We start from the raw sequence: 23,327 nt of genomic DNA, 5'->3' as shown, positions 1-23,327 counted from the left end.
GAGAAAAATGTCATGACGCTTGCAATAAAAAACCCTGCTCCTGTGAAGAATTTATTTCCGGATATCGAATTTGCCAAGCTGGCTGCTGAAAAAATATCCGCCGCCATCGGGAGGCCTGTCACCGTCGAGGATGAGGTGACGCAGGACGAGCTGGATCAGGTCAAGGATTTCGTAGTACCCCAATCGGGGGAGCGGCGGATTGCAAACATTGCAGGGATAGGGTATTTGAAGAATCTGGAAAAATTCCTGCTGGAAAGCCAGAATATTGAAGTGCTTCCCGATGAACTGGCAGAGCTGACCAATTTGAATTTGTTGATTTTGACTGCCAATCATATAAGGACGATTCCGCACTGGATTGGCAATTTGACTGAGCTGACTCGCCTTAGCCTTGACAGCCAGGTGCCGGGGCTGAGTGGTGAGGTTCCCGAGTCCTTGGGGAAACTGACAAAGCTGGCGCACCTCTCTTTGCACAATAATTTCAAGCTGAGCGGAAAGTTGCCGGATTCTCTGGCAAAACTGACCTCGCTTGAAGGGATTCCGATTCAGACGAATGCATTTGAAGATTTGACGGTGCTGAATAAGATTCCGCCGACTGCGATTGTCAATGCGATTAATCAGTCCTTGGGCGAGGTCGATTTGGGGGCGGTGGCTGCAGATGGTGCTTTGCGTAAAGAGCTGCCGGTAATATTCGTGCAGGCTCAGACGGAAGGTGATTATTTGTACGAGCGCGATGGCATCAAGATCAGTAATCCGGATGCCGCGATCAGCAAGGATCGCCAATATATCCATCTGCCGACAGATAAGGTGGGTGATCAGGAGGTGACGTTGAGGTTTGCTTCTCACGCAGCCACTTCCATTACCTATAAGTATGCTGTCGAGTAGTTGCGCTTGGCCGGTCTGATGGCCGGGCGTGATTGCATGATTGGCTAGGAAAGCGAGAGAGGATACGAGGCGCTGGTCTTGCATCCTCTCTCGCTTCTTTTTCAAGCCGCGTCGCGCGACACCCTGCGCTGAATTCGGCGCGTCGATTGGCACGTACTTCAGCGGTATAGCAGGGCTGGACCGATGGCTGGCTTACAGCGATTCTGCCAGCAGCGCGATGAAACCCTGCACTTTCAGCGGTACAAAGTGATTGCGCGGGGTGTTGGCCCAGATGCCGTCGGTCAGCGTATAAGCGCCGAGCAGGCTGCGCAGCCGGCCGCTGCTAAGGTGCGCACGCACGTAATAGTCGGGCAACTGCACCAGGCCGAGACCGCGCAAGGCGGCGTCGACCAGCGCCGCGCCGCTGTTGCAGCGCATGCGGCCGGTCACGCCAATTTCGTGCGTGCGGCCTTCCGCATCCTTGAAACGCCAGGCATTCAGCGTGCCGACCAGACACTGATGGTGCTTGAGTTCGGCCAGCGTATGCGGCTCGCCGAACTGCGCCAGATAGCCGGGCGAGGCGCAGACGTGATGGGTGCGGCTGCCGAGTTGCCTGACCATCAATGACGATTCATCCATCGGCCCAAGACGGATGCCCAGATCGTAGCCGTCGGCAACCAGGTCTACCTTGCGGTTGTCGAGATTCAGCTCGGCGCTGACGCTGGGTTGAGCTTGCAGATAGCGGTGCAACAGCGGCGCGATCACTTGTTCGCCGTAATACACCGGTGCGGTGATGCGCAAATGGCCGGTTGGTCTATCCTGCGCTTGCGAGAGTGCTTGTTCGGCTTCACGCAGGCCATCGAGCAGCGGGCGGCAATGACGGTAATACAACTGGCCGGCCTCGGTGACGCTGACCTTGCGCGTGGTGCGGTACAGCAGCCGCGTCGCCAGCCTTTGCTCCAGCGTGGAAACCTGCCGGCTGATGTGTGCCACAGAGACCCCCAGCCGGTTCGCTGCGGCGGTGAAGCTGTGTGTTTCGACTACGGCAACGAATTCGGTTACGCCTTCCCAGCTCATGATTGTTTCACTGTGACAAGAATATCTTTCCATTTGGCCAGATTATCGATCGATCCGTAACAAATAGAATGACGTCATTCCCTGAATCTTCCGCCGAGGATGCCCCATGCCAACGATCCAAACGATGAAAACCCGTGCCGCCGTCGCCTGGGGGCCGAACCAGCCGCTGACGATTGAAGAGGTCGATCTGCAGCTGCCGCAAAAAGGCGAGGTGCTGGTACGTATTATCGCCAGCGGCGTCTGTCATACCGACGCGTACACGCTGTCGGGGATGGATTCGGAAGGCGTGTTTCCGGCGATCCTGGGCCATGAAGGTGCCGGCATCGTCGAAGCGCTGGGCGAGGGCGTCACCAGTGTCGCCGTCGGCGATCACGTGATTCCGCTCTATACGCCCGAATGCCGCGAGTGCAAGTTCTGCAAGTCAGGCAAAACCAACCTCTGTCAGGCGATCCGCGCGACGCAGGGCAAGGGTCTGATGCCCGACGGCACGACGCGGTTCTCGAAGGACGGCAAGCCGATCTACCACTACATGGGCACGTCGACGTTCTCCGAATACACCGTGCTGCCGGAAATCGCGCTGGCCAAAATCAACAAGGCGGCGCCGCTGGAAGAGGTCTGCCTGCTCGGTTGCGGCGTCACGACCGGCATGGGCGCGGTGATGAACACCGCCAAGGTCAAGGAAGGCGACACGGTGGCGATTTTCGGCCTCGGCGGCATCGGCCTGTCGGCGGTGATCGGCGCCAAGATGGCCAAGGCGTCGCGCATCATCGGCATCGACATCAATACCAGCAAGTTCGACCTTGCCAAGCAGCTCGGCGCAACCGACCTGATCAACCCGAACGAGTTCGACCAGCCGATCCAGGACGTGATCATCGCGATGACCGATGGCGGCGTCGATTTCTCGTTCGAATGCATCGGCAATGTGAAAGTGATGCGCTCGGCGCTCGAATGCTGCCACAAGGGCTGGGGCGAGTCGGTGATCATCGGCGTCGCCGGCGCCGGCGAGGAAATCAGCACCCGGCCGTTCCAGCTCGTCACCGGCCGTGTCTGGCGCGGCTCGGCCTTCGGTGGCGTGCGCGGGCGCTCCGAGTTGCCCGATTACGTCGAGCGTTACCTGCAGGGCGAGTTCCGCCTCGACGATTTCATCACCCACACGATGCCGCTGGAAGACATCAATACCGCCTTCGATCTGATGCACGAAGGCAAGTCGATCCGCTCCGTCATCCACTACGCCAAGTAAGCGCAATCATGGCCGATTCCCTGGAACTCATTTCGAGCAACCGCGTGTTCGGTGGCTGGCACAAACGCTACCAGCACCGCTCGACCGCGACCGGCACGGCGATGACGTTCGCGATCTATCTGCCGCCGCAGACGGCCGATGGCGCGAAGGTGCCGGTGCTGTACTGGCTGTCCGGGCTGACGTGTACCGATGAGAATTTCGCGACCAAGGCCGGCGCGCAGCGTATCGCGGCCGAGCTGGGGGTCGCACTGGTGCTGCCGGATACCAGCCCGCGCGGTGACGGCGTCGCCGACGACGATGCCTACGACCTGGGCCAGGGCGCCGGTTTCTACGTCAACGCCACGCAGGCACCGTGGGCGGCGCACTACCGGATGTACGACTACGTCGTCGACGAGTTACCGGCGCTGATCGAGGCGCATTTTCCGGTAACGCAGCAGCGCGCGATCAGCGGCCATTCGATGGGTGGCCACGGCGCGCTGATGATTGCACTGCGCAACCCGGGTCGCTACGTCTCGGTGTCGGCGTTCGCGCCGATCGTCAATCCGAGCGAAGTGCCCTGGGGGCAAAAAGCATTCGCGCATTACCTTGGTGAAGATCGCAATGCATGGCGGACTTACGACAGCTGCCATCAGCTGGGGCTGGCACTGGAGCGCTTGCCGATGCTGATCGATCAGGGTGAGCAGGACGGGTTCATGCCGGAGCAGCTGCAGCCCGACGCGCTGGCCATGGTGGCGCGACGGCAAGGCTGGCCGCTGACGCTGCGGCGCCAGCCCGGCTACGACCACAGCTACTATTTCATCGCCAGCTTCATCGAGGATCATCTGCGCTTTCACGCGCGCTATCTGGGCGCGTGAGGGCGATCGCAGGCCGTCAGTCAGCGCTGCTCGGCAGGGCGGTGACCAGCCGCCGAACGGGAAAAGCGGCGCTATCTGGCGGACGTTCGGCTTGGGCTGCGGCTCAATCCGTGGCCTCCTGTCGTACGGCGGCGTCGATCCATAGCCGTTGCGGGCCTGCCCCCTTGCTGGCCAACTCATCGAGCGGATTGCGCAACCGGCAGCGATCGATCGATAGGCAGCCGCAGCCGATGCAGTCGTCGAGGCTGTCGCGCAGCTTCTGCAACTGGGCGATCCGTGCATCGAGATCGGCACGCCAGCCTGCCGACATGCGCTCCCAGTCGGCGCGGCCGGGGGCCGCCGTGGCGGGCAGGGTCGCCAATGCCACTTCGATATCGGCAAGCGCGATGCCGACACGCTGCGCGACGCGGATGATGGCAACCCGGCGCAGCACATCCCGTGCATAGCGGCGCTGGTTGCCCTGGGTGCGGTTGCTGCTGATCAAGCCCTTGCTTTCGTAGAAATGCAGTGCCGAGACCGATACGCCGCTGCGGCGGGCGACTTCGCCGACGGACAAAGTCGGCGGAATGCCGGCCAGCTCGGTGGGGTGCGTCATCTTTTCCTTGACCTCAACCTAACTTGAGATTTTAGGCTGCCATTATTGCAGCCAGCCCGGCTGCGTACAACGGTTCAACGGAGCAGTCAGCATGTCCACCCAGGTCGCCGATCCAAGTTTGAGGTTTTACGCGGCGATGATCGCAGCCTGCCCGGCTGCAATTTGCGGAGCAACCCCCATGTCCAGCCAGATCGCCCCCCAGTCCTCGGTTTTTCGCGTCGATCGTTTCAGCGTGCCCGACGCAGCGCTTGCAGCCTTCATCGATCGCGTCGAACGTACCAATCGCCTGTTGGCGGGCTTGGCCGGCTGCAAACAGCAGCTGGTGCTGACGCAAGCAGGCGATCCGCATCAGGTCGTGACGCTGATCGAGTGGACGGATGCCACGGCGCTGGCAGCGGCCAAAGCCGTCGTCGAGCAGCAATATCGGGCCGAAGGCTTTGACCCGGCCGCATTCATGTTGCAGCTCGGCGTCAGCGCCGACATGCGCGTGTTTGACCGCATCTGAACCCGGCGGAGGAAGCATGCAATTCGAACTGCCGGGCATCATCCTGTTTACCGAACGCTTCGACGAATGCGTGGCGTTCTACCGCGACCTGCTGGCGTTGCCCGAGGTGTTTACCAAACCGGGGTTGGTCATGCTGCGGTTGGGCGGCGCCTATCTGATGGTCGAATCGGGCGGCGTTGGTCGCGGCAGACAGAAGCAGATCGCAGAAAATCCGACCATCCTGCGTTTCAACGTCCACGATGCCGCCGCTGGCGAGCTGCGACACAAGGGGATTGATGTCGAGGTATTGCGGCTCGATTGGGGTGTCGTCGGCTGCTTTAGCGATCCGGATGGCAACCGCTGCGAACTCAAGGACCACACCGCGAATTTTCGTGCGCTCGCGGGCTGAAGCGGACGCTACATAGCTACCGTATTAAACGCGGGGCAGGTCACAACGACGGACAATGCCAATCCTGCCTGCAGCCAAGGAAAGGCCATGTGCAGCCTGGACGTCCCCGTTGAACGAAGCCACATATGCGGCATGGAACAAGCCAGCGCGACATACTTGTTCAGATGCGCCGCATGAATGAAGAAGTGCTTCTGTTCCTCGAAGAGGATATTCAAGTGATCCATTCAGATGCGAAAACGCGCCTGCACCCATGCGCGGCAGCGCTTTGAAGGTCTCTTGTGATGTGCTCATTTCAGAGGGTCTAACGATTGGAAATCGCCGGATGGTTTGAAGTGCTGCTTTTTGACCGCCCGATGGATTGACGGGATGGCGATGCCGTTATCTATCATGCGAAAAGACAACCAGCCTGAGGGTTGGAATAACTAGTAGTTCAGTATTCTCGTTGAATCCAGAATAGAAGGCGCCAGGGCGGTTGATTGCTGAAAGAATGTTTTCTTTCAACCGTACGGGAAGATCTACGCAGGTGTTGCCGCCTGCGTCTTCGTTTGCCACGCTACCAAATACTGAATGCTCTCCTTGATTTGAAATAAACGGAGTTTCTCGCCAACCCATATGCCGTTTGTGTTTACTGTCGCGAGTGATTGAGTTGTCGTTTAGGAAAGTAATTTGGCCAATAGATATTTTTGTCGCGGTTTTCTCAGATAGTTCAAGCACGGCCACTCCGCATCCTTCGATGAAACCCCCGACGCGATCCCCGGTATAAACGGTTCTTTCGATTTCAAAAGATGCGGGGATATACGATCTGTAATGCACTGAAAGCACCTGCGAATACAAATACTCCGTCAGCTTGTATGCCGAAAAACAGGTTATGAGAACGAGGATTCCGAGTTTTAGCGGTGAGTGCTCATTACGCTTTATGGTTGCATCAGGCATGGTGACTTCTAGCGATTAAGCTAACAGACGAGAAAAAGCGTAGCTTTTGCGAGTCCAGTGAGCGAGGCAAGCGGTGTTGAGTGCCTTGTTTGGCGCATTCAACGGAGTTTTCCATTTAAAAATTCGCTGCCTCGGGCGCATGGAAGGCCTTGCTGTAGTAGCCAGACTGGTCGAAACAGCAAACCTGCTTCTTGCCGGATGCAAGCATGTCGCAGGCATCACCAATTCGTTTTGCGCGCGTCTTAAGTTGCTTGGCTGAAGTAATCCAGTGTATCCAGTCTACTCGTGCGATGGTGGTTGTATTGTTCCAGACTTCACGAGCCTCAGGAGTGGCTGCCAGTGCTTCCTGGAAATCTGGTGGGATGTCAGGCTCGGGTTCCTTCTTCACAGGGGTTAGCTCTAGCGTAACGATATCCCCAACGGCCGCGCCTGCGGCTTCGTGCAATTCTCTACTTATCTGCAGCCAATGGCTCAGCTGACCATCCGGCTCTAGGGTTGCCTGGAAATGGTGCCCATTGAGCGTCCCTTCAACTGTCGTCCTTCCTCGCCGCGGAAGCTGTTCACTTGCGTCTCTTGGCAATACTACAAACGCCCACGACGTATCATTACCAGGCTTTGCCGGACGAAGAAGCTTTGCTTCGAATCGGGATTTCACATTGATTGCTGTCATCGCAATTTCTCCAGCTAATACGCCTGACGTTTGAAATTGACCGGATGGCTTTGGCCAGTCCGGGTTGAATGAGATACTAGGCTTGATTGTTGATGAGTAGCGCTAGCCCTATGACTAGCAGTACCCAACAGACTCCGGAAAAAATAACCAAGGAACCGCTCCAAAAGCCTTGCATGGCTTCGCGAGCGTTTTCTGAACCATGTCGTATGCGTTCGTTCCCATAGCCCGCATCGTTCTGCATGATTATGCCAATGGTTATTAAAATTAATCCAACTATTACTCCTGCGCTAGCAAATTCTTTGCTTGAAGATTTATGGCTTGTAAAACAATAAAGTGTTGTTGCTAGCGCAGCCAAGATGTTGACTGTGATAAATCGCTTAAATCGTGACATGGTGCCAGCCTGATATTTGATTTAAGCGAGCCTGCGTAGGCAGGTCCGCTTAAAGGAAGAGGTGGGTGTCATGTGCGGCAGCGCGTGTGTATGGATTGGGCTCTGCCGGCACAGCTTATAAGTGTCGCGTCTCTGCGGGCTCCGTCCACCAGCTGTTGTCCCGCCCGTTGGCGTACTGAACAGGCGCTCGCAGGAGTTCCTCGGGCGGCGCATCGTCGAGTGTGCACAGCTTGATGGCGACATAGTCTCCGCCGATTTGCTCGACGTAGCCGCGGCCAAACGGGCGAACACCGCAATGCTTGCAGAACAAGTGATGCCCACTCTTTGTTCCAAACTGGTAATCGCTCAGATCGGACTCGCCAGAAAGCAGGCGGAAATCATTGGGTTTGATGATCGCGCTCCAGTTTCGCGTCTTCGTGCAGATCGAGCAGTTGCACTTTCCTGTGCCAGTGCTCAGATCGATGTCTGCCTCATAGCGTACTGCGCCGCAGTGGCAGCTGCCGTGGTAAGTTTTCTTCATGTATCTGCTCCGTAGTGAGGGGGATAAATCTTGAATGACGTCCAACGTTCAAAATAAACCGGGGCCGAAGGCCATCCGTCCGATGGAAGGGTTAGGCCGCACTCACATGAAGCTCAGCAATGAGCTTGGTCAATCGACGGCCTCGCGTTTCCAGCGACTTGGCTTCTTCAAGATGACGCACATACTTCAGCCGTAGCCCGAAGGGTAGTTTCTCGAATGCGCAACGTGCGGATGAGCTGGCATCAAGCGCACTCTTTAAGTCTGGTGGCTCCGGCACATCCCTTGGCAATTCGTCCAGATAGATGGCGACCTCAATGTCATCGCCTTCAGCGATTCGAGCTGCCGCTCTGTTTCTAGTGCTGATGCCGATCAGGCACAAGCCTCGCATTCGCGCGACGCGAGTTCGCCAAGTGTGGCCGTTGATCGTGACGGCGACGGCCGGCCTAGCACCACCGCCAAGAGATGCGACTGCTGCCTCCGGGAGTTCGATCGCGGTTGCATTGCCCGATGGGATGACTTTCGCTCTCAGTTTCATTGTTCCACCGAAGAGTCCTCGTGCGGCCTAACGTTTGGTTAAGGGGCTGGCTTTAGCCAGTCCCAGTGAGCGGAGCGAGCGATTTGAACCACTTGTTATGCCCACACTGGTGCCGTTGCAGCATCAAAGAAATTTACATCGAGCCCAGGTCGTTGAAGGTATGCACGCGCATTTGCCCTTGCTCGTGTATTTGCTTCGCTGTTTTCATCGCCGTAAATGCTCACAAAAACCTTGCTTATCTGGCTGAGTTTTATCTGAGCAAAAATATGTCTGTCATTTTCATCCATCGAGTGACCGTAGATGAATAGTGCCCCTTTGAGATTTCTTAGTTCCTGAAAGCAATAGTTAAGATAGGGGTTATGTTCGATTTTTTTTTGCTTGCCTTCATGGCTGGGTTCGGAAACAAAGAGTGGAAATTTCCCTTGTTCAAGATTTTCTCTGACCTGCTCGATTATGGTTTCACCTGCCTCAGTAAAGGCATGTTTCTTTATGCTTGAGCCGGAGTCGTATATGTGAAGCCCGCCGTGCAAGAAGTGTACTTCTTGGTTTGTACTGTGTCCTTCCCAGCGCCGCTGGGCTCGAAAGCCATCGTCGGTTCTGTAGTTTTCTGGCGGTAAATCATTTTTATTTCTAGACCAGTAAAGTAGTAGGTCGTAGTTGACTGTGAAAATTTGATTGAAACCTGATATGAATTTTCGAACAGAGGAATATTGCTCGTCCGTAACCTCATGCGGAAGATGCGGGTGCGTGTTAGAGATTGCAGTGATTAATGCCTGCTTTAAGTGCTCTTGATCTTCTTTTATCTGATTAATAGTTTCTCGTTCAACTCCATATGCCTCACAAACAGTTTCGGCTGCTACCAGTTGTCTCATGATCGCTTCAAAATCATAAGTGTTTAGGTTTGTGAATAGCGACCGAATTACTGCATCTCGTTGACCAAAATTTGCAGCTTCAAGAAGGTTGGCATAGTTAAATATTCTTGCATTCCATGCTTGAGAGAAGCCATTGGCTAACAAAAGCGAAGGTGTCTCTTCTTGATCAATGTTGCCTAAAGCTTCTTGGAAAGTCAGCACCTGATAGCTCCGATTGCATAACGTTTGAAATTAACCGGCGGGCGTTAGCCCGTCCGGGTTGAATGAAGTGTTAGGCCTATTTCCCTAACCGGACTTCTAGGTCTTTAACTGTAGCCAACCACTTTTCAGCGCCATTTTCTGACCACAGTTGATAGAGTTCAGAACTTTCTTTATGCCTTATTTTTAGTAAGACTTTTTTGGCTATAGGTGAGAGTTCAACAAGTTTAGGGGCTGATTGTAGTGCAAGCCATTTATTTAATTCTTGTGGCATGGCCGCATTTGCTTTGCCTCGTGCGGCTGCAACAACTTCGGCTGCCGCTACTGCAGCAGCACCTTGTGGTGCTTCAATATATTTGGCGTTGAGAGCTGATATTAACGTGGCGGAAACTATTTCTGCTGATTTTGAATCAACGCATTCAGCCACCCAATCGAGAGCATCATCATTGCCAAAGCTGTTTTCGCTCCAGGCTCCCGCAAAAGCATTTATTGAGATAAACATCAAAATAAATAGTGCACGCATTCGGTTCATTTATTTAGGCCTAACGTTTGACTTAAGCGGACCGCCGTAGGCGGGTCCGCTTGAAGGAAGGGTTAGGCGCGCGCATTGGATAGCTCATCGTAGGCCTCCTTGAACTCTGGCACAGAGAGCAGTTCTTCGATGACAGCTTGAACATTCGGGTCGGTATTAGCGTGACTACGGAGGGGGCCGGCCGCGTAGATCAACGCCTCATAGCGGAAGCCGGGCATGGCATTCTTCAATTCCATCAGGATTTGTTCGCGCTCGATGCCGTGTGCGGCAAAGCGGCACAGTACTTCGATTGCGTTACCCTGCGTCCAATCATATTCGCCAAAAGCAACCCTTCGAAGTACGGGTAGCGACGCCGGCCCGAGGTAGAACAAGACTTCGAATATCGAGAACTGCCGTGCGGCAATCCATTGCCCTAGCCCCGGAAACTTGTTCGCGACGTCCGCGGGAGGGCTATGTTCAGTGTGAAATTCTGCAGCGAGAAGTTCGATCGCGCTCGCTCCGATCGCTTTCGCCGTTTCGTGTGCTCGGCGCGAGAACTCCGGTGGATCTCCGATTGCCTCCGCAATCCGACGAATTTCGGTCGAGATCATCGAACTCTTCTGTTCCTTTGGCTGAGCAGAATGGCCAAATAGTTGACGGAGACGTGCGAACATGAACTTGAGCGCCTAACGTTGGAAGTAACGGGCAGCCGGAGCTGCGTAGCAGCGGAGGGAACCCAAAGTGTAGCTTTGGGCTGTCCGGTTGACCGAAAGGTTAGGCATTGGCTGGTGTTTCCGTAGTCCGCAGGTTTTCAAGTGCCTCAAATGCCAGCAACAGCTGAGCTGCATTTTCTGGCCTGTGCAAGTTGACGCCCGTTTGGGTGGCTACCATTTCAATAACCATATCTCGCTTAACTCCCAGTTTATTGGCCACGTGTAGCGCGCATGAGCGGGCGTGTGAAGCTCTATGCTCAAGCGGCTCCGTGGCATCTAGTAGCTTTTTTCGGTGAGAGCTAAACGACATTGAAAATACCTAACGCCGAGTTCAGCGGCAGTTTTTAAGTTGTGGTTTTATGGAATACTTTTGCGCAGCAAAACCATAAAACTGCGACTTAAAAACTGTCCAAGGAGCGCAGCGACTGGTGCTGCAACGACTTGTTAGAGTTTTTTAATAGAACCTAAAGCCACCAAATTAATATTACAAAATTTTTAAGCCCTAATAGGGCTTTCTTCTATGAAAATTAAGATATAGGTCTTTAAGAACTTCCGGCAAAGTATTCCAATACAATTCACTAGCACTTGATGACACATTCCAAAATAGATTTTCAACAAATGCTACGTCAATTGCTTGCTTTACATCTACGTCACCGCTAAGAAATCTACTGCTAACAGTTGAAAATAGAGCTTGATATTCTTTGGGAGGAACACCCTTATTCATTTCAATATTTAACGCACCTGCCAAAGCTTCAAACCAAGTGTACGAGTAGAGTTCAGACTTGAAGTCACCCCAGAGACGTATATATTCCTTTTCAGCCTTGGCAGATATTGTAGGAAATTTAGCTTTAATTTCCTCACAAAATTTATCTCGAGACATTCTAACTCCTTGCTCAACTCTAACGCCTAAGTTAAGCGGCGGGCGTAGCCCGTCCGCTTGAATGCCTGGTTAGGCGTCACTGTGGGCAAGTGGCAACCTTACGATTCGTTCTTGGTGCCGCCCAGGCTTGCTTCAGCAGCGAGCTCTCGGAGCGCAGCATGTGCGGATGGCAAGTTTGCGGCGAACGCTTGGCGTTCTTCATCGCTGGACATTCCGGCGAGTTTTTCATTCTCCTCGTCTGACAGCACGACGGTTCTGGTGTATTTCTTGCCCGAAGCCTCGTGTTTTAGCGACACGTCGAAGTCAAAGCGCGGCTTGTAAATTCGAATGTTGAGCTGTGAGCCTGTGATGTCGATCGGTCGCGCTTGCCCAGTGCCCACATCGAACCTGAGGAGTTGCATTGATTGTTTGAATCGATGCCCTTGAACAATCTGGAAATCGAGGTGGATTTGCTCGCACTCAGCGCGAGTTCGATAGCGAACTTGGGGCTCGGATACAAAGGTACGTTGCTTTGATAGAACGCCGAGACCGTGCAGATGGCCTTCCCAGAAATTTATGACGCTTGTCAGAACTTCCAGTAGGTTTCTCTCGGTCCCGTCCGAGAGCATGGCGACAACTGCCTTTTGGGTGCATCGGTAAACCCCCTCGGTATCCTCGTACTCGATAATGAGAAGCCTCTCCATGAGCTTCTCAGCATCGCTCACGAGTGGGGCGCCGTGTGGCGTGTTCTGAGAGATCGACTTGTGCTTCGCCGCATTCACTACATCACCAAGCAGGGCGTAGTCAGGGCACTGTCTCTCTACTTCCGTTCGTGAAGGCACGCCTGGCTTTGGAAGGTGCTCGCGGAGATGAAACAGTGTAGTGGCGGCGATGATCGCTTCTCTCAGATCGCGGCTGCGCCCGGCGACTCCGTCTTTGCTGGTTTCTCGATACGCGACGAACGCTGCGACTACGTTCTCGTGATAGTAGGCGGCAAGATCGTCGAACATTTGATGGTGCTCTCGGGAAAGGGGTGTTTGTGACGCCTAACGTTGAAACTAAGCGGGTGGACAAAGCGTAGCTTTGGCCAGTCCGCTTGAGTGAAGTGTTAGGGCTAACCACGGTGGCATACCGCAGGCTGCCCGCTTTTAAAGATGTTCAAATACAGAATGCAACAAACCGCAATGCTAAACCGGCTTGCATCACACAAGCGTAAACCAACACTAAATAAAACCATAAACGACACACGCGCAGTGTGGTGCAAACGGAAACGGCAGAACAATAAAACCAATGGTGCTTCAAACTACACAAAACCCAAACTGCAAATGCGGGCTTTTGGTGAATTGCCTTAGCCCTAACTGTAATTAGACACCCTAAAAGGTGTCTTGTTTTGCACCATGTGGTGCACTAAATCCCTGCGCGCGCCTGCAAGCCGCACGGTGCCCGCCTATAACGCTGTTAGTGCCCCCTAACAGTATGGACAAACACACCATGGCGGACGTTGCTGCGGCACCGCGGCTGCTCGATCAGGTTCGGGATCGCATCCGGGTCAAGCATTTCAGCTTGCGCACAGAGCAAGTTTACCTCGGCTGGATTCGGCGATATATCCTGTTTCATGGTAAGCGTCATCCGCGCGACATGGGCAAGGCCGAGATCGAGGCGTTTCTGAGCCATCTTGCGGTCGATCGCAACGTCACTGCATCGACGCAGAATCAGGCCAAGGCGGCCTTGCTGTTTTTGTATCGCGAGGTGCTGGCGCTGGAATTGCCTTGGCTGGCCGATATCACGCAGGCCAAGGCGCCGTCGCGCTTGCCGGTGGTGCTGACGGTGGCGGAAACGCGGGCGGTGCTGGATAGGCTGGAAGGAACGTGGGCGCTGGTCGCACGCTTGTTGTATGGCAGTGGCTTGCGCTTGCTGGAGGCATTGCGCTTGCGCATCAAGGATGTCGATTTTGCCCGGGGCGAAATCATCGTGCGCGAGGGCAAGGGCTTCAAGGACCGGGTGACGATGTTGCCGCAATCGGTCATTGAGCCGCTGAAGCTGCAAATGGCAAAGGTGCACGACTTGCACGCGCTGGACCTGGCCGCCGGCTTTGGCGAGGTGTATTTGCCGTATGCACTGGCGCGCAAGTATCCGAACGCCGGCCGCCAGTGGGGCTGGCAGTATGTGTTTCCGTCTGCGAGGCTGAGTGTGGACCCTCGCAGCGGCGTGACGCGGCGCCACCATGCCGACGAAAAGGGCATGCAGCGGGCGATGCGCGATGCGGTATTGCGGCTCGGGCTCGCCAAGCCGGCAACGCCGCATACGCTCAGGCACAGCTTTGCCACGCATCTGCTCGAAGCCGGGCAGGACATCCGCACCGTGCAGGAGCTGCTCGGCCATGCCGATGTCAAGACCACGATGATCTATACCCACGTGCTCAACCGGGGCGGGCGCGGTGTGTTGAGCCCGCTCGATCGCTAGGCCGAGCGCAGCCTGCCTTCCTTGCCGGTGTGTGGGCCGTTCTCAGCGCAGCAGGAAGCCGAGCACGCGGTCGATCAGCTTGCCGTATGGCGGCGCGAGCAGTGCCAGCCCCGAAAGCCGCGCCTGGTAGAACACCGGCCGCAGCTTCGAGAACGTCTCGAAGCCTTCCTTGCCGTGATAGTGGCCCATGCCCGATTCGCCGACGCCGCCGAAGGGCAGGTCGTGCTGGCCGACGTGGAACAGCGCGTCGTTGACCGAGACACCGCCGGACATCACCCGGCCAATGATGGTGTCGACGGTCGTTGCATTGTGGCTGAACGGGTAGATTGCCAGCGGCCGTGGCCCGGCGTTGATCCGTTGGATCACGTCGTCCAGATGGCGATAGCCGATCAGCGGCAGGATCGGTCCGAAGATTTCCCGTTGCATCAGCAGGCAGTCGTCCGGTGCATTGAGGACGAGGTGCGGGGCGATCTTGCGGCTGGCGCGGTCGAAGGCCGGGCCGTCGAGCAGTGGAATGACGCTTGCGCCGCGCACACGCGCGTCGTCCAGCACGTGCAGCAAACGCTCGAAAGCGCGTGGGTCGATGATGGCCGTGTAGTCCGGCGATTCGAGGCGCGGGTAGCGTGCTGTGACGACAAGGCGCGACAGCGCGACGAATTCGTCGAGGCGATCGTGGGGCACAAAGGCGTGGTCGACCGTGGTGCAGATTTGTCCGGCATTCGCGAACTTGGCGTACAGAATGCGCTCGGCGGCGGTCCGCAGCGGAAAGCCGTCGCAGACGATGGCCGGTGCCTTGCCGCCGAGTTCGAGGGTGACCGGGCACAGGTTCTGCGCCGCGGCGGCCATCACGGCACGGCCGGTCTGGCCCGAGCCGGTGAACAGCAGGTGATCGAAGGGCAGGCGCGAGAATTCGATGCCCACACCGCCGGTTTCGTCGAAGAACTGCAGCTTCTCCGGCGGGAAGTAGTCCGGCATCCGGTCGATCAGCAGCCGGGCGAGATGACGCGAATTCTCGCTCATTTTCACCATGGCCCGGTTGCCGGCGGCGAAGATATAGGTCAGCGGCAGCAAGCTGAGGTTGATCGGGAAATTCCACGGCACGATCACGCCGATGACGCCCAGCGGCTGTGGAATCACCCGGTTGTGCGCGCCGAGAAACACCTTGCGGTCGATGCCGCGCCGTTGCGGACGCATCCAGCGGCGCAGATGTTTCAGGGCGTGATCGATGCCGTCGATGACCGGGAAGACTTCCAGCAGCATCGTCTCGTGGTACGAGCGGTGGCCGTAATCGGCGCTGATCGCTGCGGCAATCGCGTCCTTGTGATCGCGGACGAAGCGTTGCAGCGTCAGCAGGTCGGCCCGGCGCTGTGCGTAATCGGGCGCCGGCTGATTCCGACTGGCATTGCGCTGTACCGCAAGCGTGGCGGCCAGTGGCCCATGGAGGGCGGTGTCTTGCGTCTCGGTCATCGACGGAGTCCTTGGATGGTCAGCGGGCGATCAGCGTTTTTCGATCTGGCAAGGCACAGCCGTCTCGAAGGCCGACGTCGACAGGTAGCGACCGCGCGGATAGTACTCGCCCATGTCCTTGGCCTCGTCGCCCGGTTTGCCGACATTCTGCACCGCGTGCTTGAAGTTGCCCGTTCCGAGCATATGCCGCAGCTGCAGCACGGTCACGTCGTCATCACCGGCTCCGTCGCCGTCATCGGCCATCGGCAGCCAGGCGATACCGCATTGGGCAATCGCATTGCGCGGTCGATCGGCGGCACGGCTGACGACGATGGTGTAGAAGCCGTCCGGGCCGACCGGAATATTTTCATCCTGGACACAGTCGTTGACGCGGGTATTGGCAAAGCCCTGGTTCGAGCAGAACGACCAGTAGCGCAGATCGCCTTCGCCCATCTTGGCCTCGCCGGCCAGCGTGCGCGGCGTCGTCGGTGCCTTGCCTCGAACGACAAAGACCTTGCCGAGCTTGCGGTTCAGGATTGTGCGGATGTACTGGTTATCGAGGTTGGGATAGAAGCCGCCCTCGCTGCGGCGGGCATCGGCTTGCAGCGGCTCGCCGGTATAGATCGCGTACAGCGCCTCGCGATCGAGCTGCTGGTACCAGGCCGGCGGATTGGTCGCCGGCGCCGCCGGGCCGCGCTTGGCGGCGGCCTTCAGCAGTTCCTGATATTTCTCCATCGGTACGGCCATTGCCGCCGGGTCGAGCTGCAGCGGCTGGCGCGTGCGCAGCGCCGGGCAGGCGTCGGCGCCCTTGAGCACCTTGCCGTCGGCCAGCGTCAGCACCGGTACCGGCAGGCCGACGCCGCCGGTTTCGTCCAAGCCCCTGTCGCCGGCGTAGATCCGGTACAGGATGGTCTGCTGGCCCGGGCCCTTGCCGTACTTTGGCGCGTGCAGCGTGTCGCGGGTTTCGCCGACGAGGTTCATACCGGTCTTTTGCGTCAAATCGGGTGTGCTGTCGACGACCTTGAGGCTGTAGCCGCGCGCGCGGCTGTTGCGGTCGGCACCGGTCAGGAAGGGGTTGGTCGAGCCGGCTTTGGGCTTGATCAGATAGTCGGCGACCGACTCGATCGGCCGGCCGGCCTCGTCATAGCTGATGAGCGACATATAGCGCGAGTGCGGGTACTGGCCATCGATGCTCAGTTTCGCACCCTCGGGCACCGTGAACACCGCAGCCCAGTAGAAGGTCGCCGCATCGGGGTAGGCGATATTGATATACGGATCGGCGCTGGCCGGGCCGCGTGCCCAGAAACAGCTGCGCGGGCCGGGAATCGGATCCTTGCCGGCGGTCGCGGCCTTGATGCCGTCGTTGACGGCCTTGGCCTGATCCCAGGCCATGGCTTGGCCACTGCTGGTGACGAGAACGGCCACGGCCGCCGCGCTGCGAATGATCTGTTTCAGTTGCATGTGTTTACCCTCTGGTCGCAAGGGGCCCGGTGGCCGAGCACCCCCAAAGCCGCCGCGGGCTGGCAGGCCCGCGGCGTACGCGTTAAAACTGGACGCCGACGGTGGCCTGAGCCGCGCTGCGATCGCTCAGGTTGTTGTACGTGCCGCCCCAGGTCGGCAGCCAGGCGATCTCGGCGGTGAAGGCCTTGTTGATGATGGCCTTGAGCGAGACGATGGCCAGCTTGCGTCCCTCGACGATCGCGCCGTCCTCGCTCCAGCCTTGCAAGTCCTGGCCGAAGAACACCGACGGCACTAGGGTGACGCCGCTGACGACATTCGGATAAATCAGGTTGGCCTGCAGCCGGTAGCCGTAGGCTTCGTCCGAAACATAGCCGGCGTTGGAGCATTGCACGCTGGAGCCATTGCAGACGCCGTTGACCGGCCCCTGGCCGAATACGTCCGAGCGGCGAAAGCGCACGGTGCTGACGTCGGGCAGGTCGGGCACGTTGCGGTAAATCGCCTGCGCGCCGATTTGTCCCTTGGCGGCGCCGAGGATGGAGGTGAATTTCAGATTGCCACCCAGTTGCAGCTGCACCGATTTGTGCCGCTCGTAGCCGTGGAAGGTTTCGCCGGGCGCCAGCGAATCGATCTCCGGGCGCAGTGGGGTCGGCGCGGTCTTGCTGGTGAAGCCGTTGAGGATGTCGATGGCGTTGTACTGGAAGGGCTGGTTTGGCCGGTATGCCAGCTCGCCGAACACGGCGGCGTCCTTGTTGAGCTCGGTGTCGAAGGAGAAGGCATACATGCGGATGTCTTCCGGGTACTCGGTAAAGTACTTCGGATTCAGATCACCCGGATCGCCCGGAATCAGCGGCGGCCCGTTCGGCCGTTGCGATTTGGTGGCGCTGTAATAGCTCAGGCGCGAGTGGAACTGGGTTGCGTAGAGGCCGAACTCGGTATTGAGCGATTCGATCTTCTGTTTCAGCGCCAGGCCGAACTGACCGGCGTTGGACGGATCGACCGTCTGCGCGCGCTTCACCACCAGCCCGTTCTTGATCGCCAAGGGGTCGGACGAATTGCCGATGGTGATGACGTCACAGCCCTCGGACACAAAATCGAGTTGCGAATAGAAGGTGCCGCACTGGTGTGGCGTGTTCGGCGTGAACGCAATCTGCCAGAAGGCCTCGACCGCGGTGTCGGGGGTGAATTCGGTGCGGGCGAACAGCGCCGGGATCGAGATCCGCGTTTCGTCGTCGCGCTTCACGCCGGGCCGCAGCTCGGCGGGGAAGTCCACCGGCATCAGGTCGCGCAGCCCGCCGAAGGCGTAATACTGGTTGCCCCAGTCGATGCGCTGCCAGCCGAGCTTCCACGCCACGGCGGTATCGCCGATCTGGTTGCGGCCAAACACATTTGCATCGTTGAAGACCATGCCGGAAAACTTCGAACGCGTCGCCGCGCCGCGATCCGACAGCGGCGTATTGGCCTGGTAGCCGTTTGTAGAGTTGCCCCAGGGCGCCGCGTCGTTGTTCAGCGCAAAGTCGTACCATGCCTTGCCGCTGAGTTCGGCGCCGTAGTTGTCGCGGGTGTAGTTCAGCCTGATCCAGCCCTTCAGCACCTTGTAGAAGGCATCGCCGCGGTCGTAGTTGAGGTTGGCATCGTCCTGGTTGCGGCCGCCGTTCGATGCATTCTTGATGCCGATCGTCGCCGCGTTCGGGCCATAGAGCAGCGACGGATCGCGATTCTCGATGCGGATCGACGTGCCCAGCGTCATCGCGCCGTTGACGGTGAACTTGCCGCCTGCATAGTCGAACTCGGCCGCCTGGGCCGCCGATGCCAGCGTCAGCAAGCCGGCCGCCTTCATCAGTAGCGGAATCGAATTCCGCAGAGTGTGTCTGTGACGCATCGTGTTGCTCCCCAATCTACTGCCTGTCAGTCCGGGGCGAAAACCCGGCGATCCTGCCCGCCATGTCTTGAGCGCTGTTTGAGCATTGATCCGATTGTGTCGAGCAAATATGTTGTGATTCAATGCGCACTACGAACAACTATATGCGTGGTGTGCATATCGATGCTGACGCGAGAAATAGAGTACTTCCTGCTGGTGTGTGCAAATCGCAACATCGCCCGCGCGGCAGATGACCTCGGCATGAGCCAACCCGCGCTGACTCGGGCGATTCAGCGGCTGGAAGCGCAGATGGGCGTCAAACTTTTTTTGCGCACGCCGCGCGGGGTTGAACCTACAGCCATCGGTGAAGTTTTACGCAAGAATTGTGAAAGTGCGCGCGTACTACTACATGATGCCGAGCATGAAATTGCCCAAATGGCTGCCGGCCAACTTGGCCACGTGCGGATCGGCATCGGTCCGACCATTGCCCGCCATATCGGCCAGCGCTTGCTGCCAAGGCTGATTACCGAGCGGCCCGGCGCGCGCGTGCAAGTGCATGTCGCTTTCAATGCCGAGCTGTTTGAACGGCTTGAATTGGGCGAGCTGGATTTTGTCGTCGCGGGTCTGCCGGACGTGTTGCCACCGGGGCTGATCGCCCGGCCGCTGATGCAGATCGACATGTGTGTCGTCGTCCGTACCGGCCATCCGCTGACGAAAATCATCGCGCCCAGCATGAGCGATTTGCGCCACTACCGCAGCGCAGCGCCGCGCCAGGATGTGCACGCGCGGCGGCTCGCCGAGCAGATCCTCGCCGAGCACGGGCTGGACCGAAATCACGTCATGGTCGAATCCAACTCGTGGGAAGCCATTCTGGAAACGGTTGCGACCACCGACCTGTTTACGCTGGCGCCATGGCACCGCAATTTCGAGGACATGTGGTCGGGGCGGATGCAGCGCGTCGATATCCCTGAACTGGCGCGCCAACAAAGCGTCGGCCTGGTGCTGCGCGAGGGCGGCTTTGTGTCGTCGCTGGCCGAGCGGGCCATGGCCTTGATCAAGGGGTGAGGGCGTTGCCGATGGGGGCCGATCCGGCGTCGTCCGGCCCCGGCACCCGTAACTCGATGCGAGTGGGACCACGTTGTGGCTGGCGGCGGCGAACCGGCCGGCAAGCACGGCCGGCGCAGGGATCACGCGAGGCTGCGCCGGACCCGGGCGGGTCGATTCAATCCCAGTGCGGCGCAAAATCCGGATTGGCGAGGCGCTCGCCGCGATCGAGCGCCGCGATGGCCGCCATGTCGGCGTCGCTCAGCGTCAGTGTTGTCGCCTGCAGATTGGCCGCCAGGTTGGCGCGCCGCGTCGACGACGGAATCACCGCAAAGCCCTGCTGCAGCGACCACGCCAACGCCACCTGCGCCGCGCTGACGCCATGGCGCTCGGCAATGCCGGCGATCGCCGGATCGCTCATCACCTTGCCGTAGGCGAGCGGCATGTAGGCGGTCAGGTGGATGCCGTTGGCGCGGGCGAAATTGACCAGCTTGCGGTTCTGCAGGAAGGGGTGGATCTCGATCTGCAAGGTGGCGATCCGTTCAGCGCCGACGGCGGCTATCGCCTGTTGCAGCTGGGCGATGGTGAAGTTCGACACGCCGATCTTGCGGGTCAGGCCCTGCTGCTGCGCTTCGAGCAGCGTACCCATGTAGTCGGCCACCGGAGTGGCATCCGCCGGCGACGGCCAGTGGATCAAGGTCAGATCGACGTGATCCATGCGCAATTTGGCGAGGCTGTCCTTCAGGCTGGGAATCAGCGCGTCGCGGCCGAGCGATTCGGTCCAGATCTTGGTGGTGACGAAGAGCTGGTCGCGGGCGATGTCGCTCTCGAACATCGCCTGGCCGACGTCGGCCTCGTTGCCGTAGATCTGCGCGGTGTCGATGTGGCGGTAGCCGAGTTCGAGACCGGTGCGGACCGAGTCGATGATGGTCTGGCCTTGCAGGCGGAAGGTGCCGAGGCCGATGGCGGGCATGGTGCTCATGGTGTGTTCTCCGTTTTGAGGTTTGATCAGCAGTCGGCGGTGGCCGGCTGCAGGGTCGGGGCGAGTGCGGTGCGACGATCGAGGCGGCCGCTGAGTACGGTCAGGCCGAAGGCGCCGAGCACGATCAGCGCGCCTATCCACGGTGTATGCATCAGGCCGAGGTGCTGGACGATCAGTCCGCCGACCGAGGCGCCGATCGCGATGCCGACGTTGAACGCGGCGATGTTCAGGCCCGAGGCGACGTCGACGGCGTGCGGCGTGTAGTGCTCGGCCTGCTTGACCACGTAGACCTGCAGCGCCGGCACGTTGCCGAAGGCGACCACGCCCCAGGCGAGGATGGTGGCGACGATCAGCCACTTGCTCGTGGCGGTGAACGTCAGCACCAGCAGCACGACGGCGAGCAGCAGGAAGATCAGCTTGAGCGAGGCGATCGGGCCGTGGCGGTCGGCCAGTTTGCCGCCCCACAGATTGCCGACGGCGACCGCAACGCCGTAGACCAGCATCACCAGGCTGACGGCGTTGCCGCTGAAGCCGGCGACGTCCTGCAGGATTGGCGCGAGGAAGGTGAAGGCGGTGAACGAGCCGCCGTAGCCGACCGCGGTCATCGCGTAGGCAATCAGCAAGCGCGGCTGGCCGAGTACCTGCAACTGTTTCAGCACCGGTGCCGGCGGCGTGTGGCGGATCGTGTTCGGCAGCAGCAGGGCGATGCCGGCAACGGCAATCACGCCGAGCAGCGACACGGCGAGGAAGGTTTCGCGCCAGCCGAAGTGCTGGCCGATGAAGGTACCCAGCGGCACGCCGGTGACCAGCGCAACGGTCAGGCCGGTGAACATGATGGCGATCGCACTGGCGGCTTTTTCCTTCGGCACCAGACTCGTGGCGATGGTCGAGCCGATCGAGAAGAACACGCCGTGCGCCAGCCCGGTGAGGATGCGGGCGACGATCAGCGATTCGTAGCCGGGGGCTTGCCACGCCAGCAGGTTGCCGACGGTGAACAGCGCCATCAGCGCCAGCAGCAGCGTCTTGCGCGGCAGCTTGCCGGACAGCGCGGTCAGGATGGGGGCGCCGATGGCGACGCCGAGTGCATACAGGCTGACCAGCAGGCCGGCCGACGGCAGGCTGACGTGCAGGTCGCCGGCGATGGTGGGAATCAGCCCGACGATGACGAACTCCGTCGTGCCGATGGCAAAGGCGCTGATCGTCAGCGCGAACAGGGCAAGGGGCATGGTGCTACTCCGCAATTGGATACTGTGAGGGGATGCCGTGAAGCGATGCCCCGAAGTGTCCCGGTTTTACATTTGCAGATTAAGATGGGTGTGTGGATAAGATATTTGATTAAAAATCAACAATGAAGACGACACTCGACGAGCTGCAAGCCTTTACCCGCGTGGTCGACGCCGGCTCGATCAGCGCCGCCGCCATCCAGCTCGGCCAGACTGTTTCGGGCGTCAGCCGCGCGCTGGGACGGCTGGAAGAGAAGCTCGAGACCACACTGCTGCACCGGACAACGCGGCGGATCGAGCTGACCGAGGAGGGCGAGGCGTTTCTGGCGCACGCGCGCGGCATCCTCGCCGCTGTCGATGCGGCCGAGGAACAGATCGCGCAGCGCCGGCAGCAGCCGGCCGGGCTGCTGCGCGTCAACGCGGCATCGTCGTTCATGCTGCACGTGATCGTGCCGCTGGCCGGCGAATTCCGCCGCCGCTACCCGCAGATCCAGCTCGAACTCAACACCAATGACCAGTTCATCGACCTGATCGAAGACCGCACCGACGTGGCGATCCGCATCGGCACGCTACGCGATTCGACCTTGCACGCGCGCTCGCTCGGCCGCAGCCGCATCCGCGTGCTGGCAAGCCCGGCGTATCTGGCGGCGCGCGGCACGCCGCAAAACGTTGCCGATCTGGCCGGGCACAGCCTGCTCGGCTTCAGCCGGATCGATGCGCTGAACCGCTGGCCGCTGCGTGACGACGCCGGCAACGACGTGCACATCCGTCCGGACGTGGCCGCATCCAGCGGCGAAACGCTGCTGCACCTGGCGCTGGCCGGCGAGGGCATCGTTTGCCTGTCTGACTTCATGGCCGGCGCGTCGCGTCAGCGCGGCGAGCTGGTCGAGCTGCTCGCCCATGAAGCGCTCGATGTGTGCCAGCCCATCCATGCCGTCTACTACCGCAATACCCAGTTGGCGGCACGCATCGCGTGTTTCCTCGATTTCCTCAGCGCCGAGATGCGCTGGTAGGGCATCGGCCGGGCAGGAAGGAATGCGCGGATGCTGTGCCGCTGGGCGCTGGCGGCAGGCGTTGTGTTATCGGGCCGGCCGGCTTGTGACCGGTCCGGACGGTTCCGGTCGGCAA

25 protein-coding genes are annotated in these 23,327 nt (G+C 59.0%); 8 read left to right on the top strand and 17 right to left on the bottom strand.

All coding sequences use genetic code 11. The annotated features are described in order from the left end of the window. Positions 1–12 precede the first annotated feature (12 nt). Complete coding sequence (locus R0382_RS15840) at positions 13–882, top strand: leucine-rich repeat domain-containing protein (protein WP_432720823.1); 870 nt, start codon at positions 13–15, stop codon at positions 880–882. Positions 883–1,074: 192 nt separating this feature from the next. Here R0382_RS15840 and R0382_RS15835 read toward each other — a convergent pair whose 3' ends face one another. Beyond that, on the bottom strand, positions 1,075–1,938 hold the full coding sequence (locus tag R0382_RS15835) for a LysR family transcriptional regulator (protein WP_432720822.1): 864 nt from the start codon (positions 1,936–1,938) through the stop codon (positions 1,075–1,077). A gap of 106 nt (positions 1,939–2,044) precedes the next feature. Here R0382_RS15835 and R0382_RS15830 point away from each other — a divergent pair, with 106 nt between their 5' ends. Beyond that, on the top strand, positions 2,045–3,178 hold the full coding sequence (locus tag R0382_RS15830; RefSeq protein WP_432720821.1) for an S-(hydroxymethyl)glutathione dehydrogenase/class III alcohol dehydrogenase: 1,134 nt from the start codon (positions 2,045–2,047) through the stop codon (positions 3,176–3,178). A gap of 20 nt (positions 3,179–3,198) precedes the next feature. After that, positions 3,199–4,032, top strand: a complete 834-nt coding sequence (fghA, locus tag R0382_RS15825) for an S-formylglutathione hydrolase (protein WP_432724184.1) — start codon at positions 3,199–3,201, stop codon at positions 4,030–4,032. A gap of 103 nt (positions 4,033–4,135) precedes the next feature. Here the strand turns inward: fghA and soxR are convergent, their stop codons facing one another. Further along, positions 4,136–4,627, bottom strand: coding sequence for a redox-sensitive transcriptional activator SoxR (gene soxR / locus R0382_RS15820; RefSeq protein ID WP_432720820.1), 492 nt, complete (start codon positions 4,625–4,627; stop codon positions 4,136–4,138). A 91-nt stretch (positions 4,628–4,718) separates the two neighbouring features. Here soxR and R0382_RS15815 point away from each other — a divergent pair, with 91 nt between their 5' ends. Then, complete coding sequence (locus tag R0382_RS15815; protein WP_432720819.1) at positions 4,719–5,132, top strand: antibiotic biosynthesis monooxygenase; 414 nt, start codon at positions 4,719–4,721, stop codon at positions 5,130–5,132. Between the two features lie 16 nt (positions 5,133–5,148). Further along, positions 5,149–5,520, top strand: coding sequence for a hypothetical protein (locus tag R0382_RS15810; RefSeq protein ID WP_432720818.1), 372 nt, complete (start codon positions 5,149–5,151; stop codon positions 5,518–5,520). Positions 5,521–5,544: 24 nt separating this feature from the next. Here the strand turns inward: R0382_RS15810 and R0382_RS15805 are convergent, their stop codons facing one another. From R0382_RS15805 to R0382_RS15760, 10 genes are all read right to left on the bottom strand, one after another. Further along, a complete protein-coding gene (locus tag R0382_RS15805) occupies positions 5,545–5,772 on the bottom strand; it encodes a DUF6817 domain-containing protein (RefSeq protein WP_432724182.1) in 228 nt (75 codons plus the stop codon). 126 nt (positions 5,773–5,898) lie between these two features. Next, a complete protein-coding gene (locus R0382_RS15800; protein ID WP_432720816.1) occupies positions 5,899–6,453 on the bottom strand; it encodes a hypothetical protein in 555 nt (184 codons plus the stop codon). 115 nt (positions 6,454–6,568) lie between these two features. After that, positions 6,569–7,123 carry a YdeI/OmpD-associated family protein gene (locus R0382_RS15795; protein WP_432720815.1) on the bottom strand — a complete coding sequence of 185 codons (555 nt, stop codon included), beginning with the start codon at positions 7,121–7,123 and terminating at the stop codon, positions 6,569–6,571. Positions 7,124–7,629: 506 nt separating this feature from the next. Next, positions 7,630–8,034: a GFA family protein gene (locus R0382_RS15790; protein ID WP_432720813.1), complete on the bottom strand. Its 405-nt coding sequence runs from the start codon at positions 8,032–8,034 to the stop codon at positions 7,630–7,632. 91 nt (positions 8,035–8,125) lie between these two features. Then, on the bottom strand, positions 8,126–8,569 hold the full coding sequence (locus tag R0382_RS15785; RefSeq protein WP_432720811.1) for a DUF1905 domain-containing protein: 444 nt from the start codon (positions 8,567–8,569) through the stop codon (positions 8,126–8,128). A 95-nt stretch (positions 8,570–8,664) separates the two neighbouring features. Then, positions 8,665–9,642 (bottom strand): DUF4917 family protein, encoded by a 978-nt coding sequence (locus R0382_RS15780; RefSeq protein WP_432720809.1) that lies wholly within the window; start codon positions 9,640–9,642, stop codon positions 8,665–8,667. Between the two features lie 76 nt (positions 9,643–9,718). Continuing rightward, positions 9,719–10,171, bottom strand: coding sequence for a DUF4259 domain-containing protein (locus R0382_RS15775; protein ID WP_432720807.1), 453 nt, complete (start codon positions 10,169–10,171; stop codon positions 9,719–9,721). A gap of 62 nt (positions 10,172–10,233) precedes the next feature. Further along, positions 10,234–10,761: a hypothetical protein gene (locus R0382_RS15770; RefSeq protein ID WP_432720806.1), complete on the bottom strand. Its 528-nt coding sequence runs from the start codon at positions 10,759–10,761 to the stop codon at positions 10,234–10,236. A gap of 604 nt (positions 10,762–11,365) precedes the next feature. After that, on the bottom strand, positions 11,366–11,743 hold the full coding sequence (locus R0382_RS15765; protein ID WP_432720805.1) for a DUF7674 family protein: 378 nt from the start codon (positions 11,741–11,743) through the stop codon (positions 11,366–11,368). 98 nt (positions 11,744–11,841) lie between these two features. Continuing rightward, entirely contained in the window at positions 11,842–12,732 is an 891-nt protein-coding gene (locus tag R0382_RS15760; RefSeq protein ID WP_432720803.1) for a hypothetical protein, read from the bottom strand. A 481-nt stretch (positions 12,733–13,213) separates the two neighbouring features. Between R0382_RS15760 and R0382_RS15755 the strand changes: the two genes are divergently transcribed. Beyond that, positions 13,214–14,185 (top strand): integron integrase, encoded by a 972-nt coding sequence (locus tag R0382_RS15755; RefSeq protein WP_432720801.1) that lies wholly within the window; start codon positions 13,214–13,216, stop codon positions 14,183–14,185. Positions 14,186–14,227: 42 nt separating this feature from the next. Here R0382_RS15755 and R0382_RS15750 read toward each other — a convergent pair whose 3' ends face one another. The 3 genes from R0382_RS15750 to R0382_RS15740 all read right to left on the bottom strand — a co-directional run bounded on the left by R0382_RS15750 (position 14,228) and on the right by R0382_RS15740 (position 18,971). Next, entirely contained in the window at positions 14,228–15,652 is a 1,425-nt protein-coding gene (locus R0382_RS15750) for a coniferyl aldehyde dehydrogenase (protein ID WP_432720799.1), read from the bottom strand. A gap of 30 nt (positions 15,653–15,682) precedes the next feature. After that, positions 15,683–17,092 (bottom strand): hypothetical protein, encoded by a 1,410-nt coding sequence (locus R0382_RS15745; RefSeq protein WP_432720798.1) that lies wholly within the window; start codon positions 17,090–17,092, stop codon positions 15,683–15,685. An 82-nt stretch (positions 17,093–17,174) separates the two neighbouring features. Then, complete coding sequence (locus R0382_RS15740) at positions 17,175–18,971, bottom strand: DUF1302 domain-containing protein (protein ID WP_432720796.1); 1,797 nt, start codon at positions 18,969–18,971, stop codon at positions 17,175–17,177. Positions 18,972–19,049: 78 nt separating this feature from the next. On the opposite strand from R0382_RS15740, the gene R0382_RS15735 reads away from it, so the two are divergent. Continuing rightward, positions 19,050–20,015, top strand: a complete 966-nt coding sequence (locus R0382_RS15735) for a LysR family transcriptional regulator (RefSeq protein ID WP_432720795.1) — start codon at positions 19,050–19,052, stop codon at positions 20,013–20,015. A 157-nt stretch (positions 20,016–20,172) separates the two neighbouring features. Here R0382_RS15735 and dkgB read toward each other — a convergent pair whose 3' ends face one another. Then, positions 20,173–20,976, bottom strand: a complete 804-nt coding sequence (gene dkgB / locus R0382_RS15730) for a 2,5-didehydrogluconate reductase DkgB (protein WP_432720794.1) — start codon at positions 20,974–20,976, stop codon at positions 20,173–20,175. Positions 20,977–21,002: 26 nt separating this feature from the next. Then, complete coding sequence (locus tag R0382_RS15725; RefSeq protein WP_432720793.1) at positions 21,003–22,202, bottom strand: MFS transporter; 1,200 nt, start codon at positions 22,200–22,202, stop codon at positions 21,003–21,005. A 122-nt stretch (positions 22,203–22,324) separates the two neighbouring features. On the opposite strand from R0382_RS15725, the gene R0382_RS15720 reads away from it, so the two are divergent. Further along, positions 22,325–23,212 carry a LysR substrate-binding domain-containing protein gene (locus R0382_RS15720; protein ID WP_432720791.1) on the top strand — a complete coding sequence of 296 codons (888 nt, stop codon included), beginning with the start codon at positions 22,325–22,327 and terminating at the stop codon, positions 23,210–23,212. Positions 23,213–23,327: the final 115 nt, after the last annotated feature.

This window comes from Jeongeupia wiesaeckerbachi, assembly GCF_050916355.1.
In the GTDB taxonomy this organism is placed as follows: Bacteria; Pseudomonadota; Gammaproteobacteria; order Burkholderiales; family Chitinibacteraceae; genus Jeongeupia; species Jeongeupia wiesaeckerbachi.
The sequence above is the reverse complement of the archived record's forward strand: the minus strand, read 5'-3'. Positions and strand labels throughout refer to the sequence as shown.

Coding starts and splice junctions, on each gene's coding strand:
- R0382_RS15810 (WP_432720818.1), top strand. CDS start 5,149: ATGCAATTCGAACTGCCGGGCATCATCCTGTTTACCGAACGCTTCGAC.
- R0382_RS15760 (WP_432720803.1), bottom strand. CDS start 12,732: ATGTTCGACGATCTTGCCGCCTACTATCACGAGAACGTAGTCGCAGCG.
- R0382_RS15785 (WP_432720811.1), bottom strand. CDS start 8,569: ATGAAACTGAGAGCGAAAGTCATCCCATCGGGCAATGCAACCGCGATC.
- R0382_RS15745 (WP_432720798.1), bottom strand. CDS start 17,092: ATGCAACTGAAACAGATCATTCGCAGCGCGGCGGCCGTGGCCGTTCTC.
- R0382_RS15765 (WP_432720805.1), bottom strand. CDS start 11,743: ATGTCTCGAGATAAATTTTGTGAGGAAATTAAAGCTAAATTTCCTACA.
- R0382_RS15770 (WP_432720806.1), bottom strand. CDS start 10,761: ATGATCTCGACCGAAATTCGTCGGATTGCGGAGGCAATCGGAGATCCA.
- dkgB (WP_432720794.1), bottom strand. CDS start 20,976: ATGAGCACCATGCCCGCCATCGGCCTCGGCACCTTCCGCCTGCAAGGC.
- R0382_RS15750 (WP_432720799.1), bottom strand. CDS start 15,652: ATGACCGAGACGCAAGACACCGCCCTCCATGGGCCACTGGCCGCCACG.
- R0382_RS15775 (WP_432720807.1), bottom strand. CDS start 10,171: ATGAACCGAATGCGTGCACTATTTATTTTGATGTTTATCTCAATAAAT.
- R0382_RS15725 (WP_432720793.1), bottom strand. CDS start 22,202: ATGCCCCTTGCCCTGTTCGCGCTGACGATCAGCGCCTTTGCCATCGGC.
- R0382_RS15830 (WP_432720821.1), top strand. CDS start 2,045: ATGCCAACGATCCAAACGATGAAAACCCGTGCCGCCGTCGCCTGGGGG.
- R0382_RS15720 (WP_432720791.1), top strand. CDS start 22,325: ATGAAGACGACACTCGACGAGCTGCAAGCCTTTACCCGCGTGGTCGAC.
- R0382_RS15815 (WP_432720819.1), top strand. CDS start 4,719: ATGTCCACCCAGGTCGCCGATCCAAGTTTGAGGTTTTACGCGGCGATG.
- R0382_RS15790 (WP_432720813.1), bottom strand. CDS start 8,034: ATGAAGAAAACTTACCACGGCAGCTGCCACTGCGGCGCAGTACGCTAT.
- R0382_RS15740 (WP_432720796.1), bottom strand. CDS start 18,971: ATGCGTCACAGACACACTCTGCGGAATTCGATTCCGCTACTGATGAAG.
- soxR (WP_432720820.1), bottom strand. CDS start 4,627: ATGACGCACCCCACCGAGCTGGCCGGCATTCCGCCGACTTTGTCCGTC.
- R0382_RS15800 (WP_432720816.1), bottom strand. CDS start 6,453: ATGCCTGATGCAACCATAAAGCGTAATGAGCACTCACCGCTAAAACTC.
- R0382_RS15805 (WP_432724182.1), bottom strand. CDS start 5,772: ATGGGTGCAGGCGCGTTTTCGCATCTGAATGGATCACTTGAATATCCT.
- R0382_RS15840 (WP_432720823.1), top strand. CDS start 13: ATGACGCTTGCAATAAAAAACCCTGCTCCTGTGAAGAATTTATTTCCG.
- R0382_RS15795 (WP_432720815.1), bottom strand. CDS start 7,123: ATGACAGCAATCAATGTGAAATCCCGATTCGAAGCAAAGCTTCTTCGT.
- R0382_RS15835 (WP_432720822.1), bottom strand. CDS start 1,938: ATGAGCTGGGAAGGCGTAACCGAATTCGTTGCCGTAGTCGAAACACAC.
- R0382_RS15755 (WP_432720801.1), top strand. CDS start 13,214: ATGGCGGACGTTGCTGCGGCACCGCGGCTGCTCGATCAGGTTCGGGAT.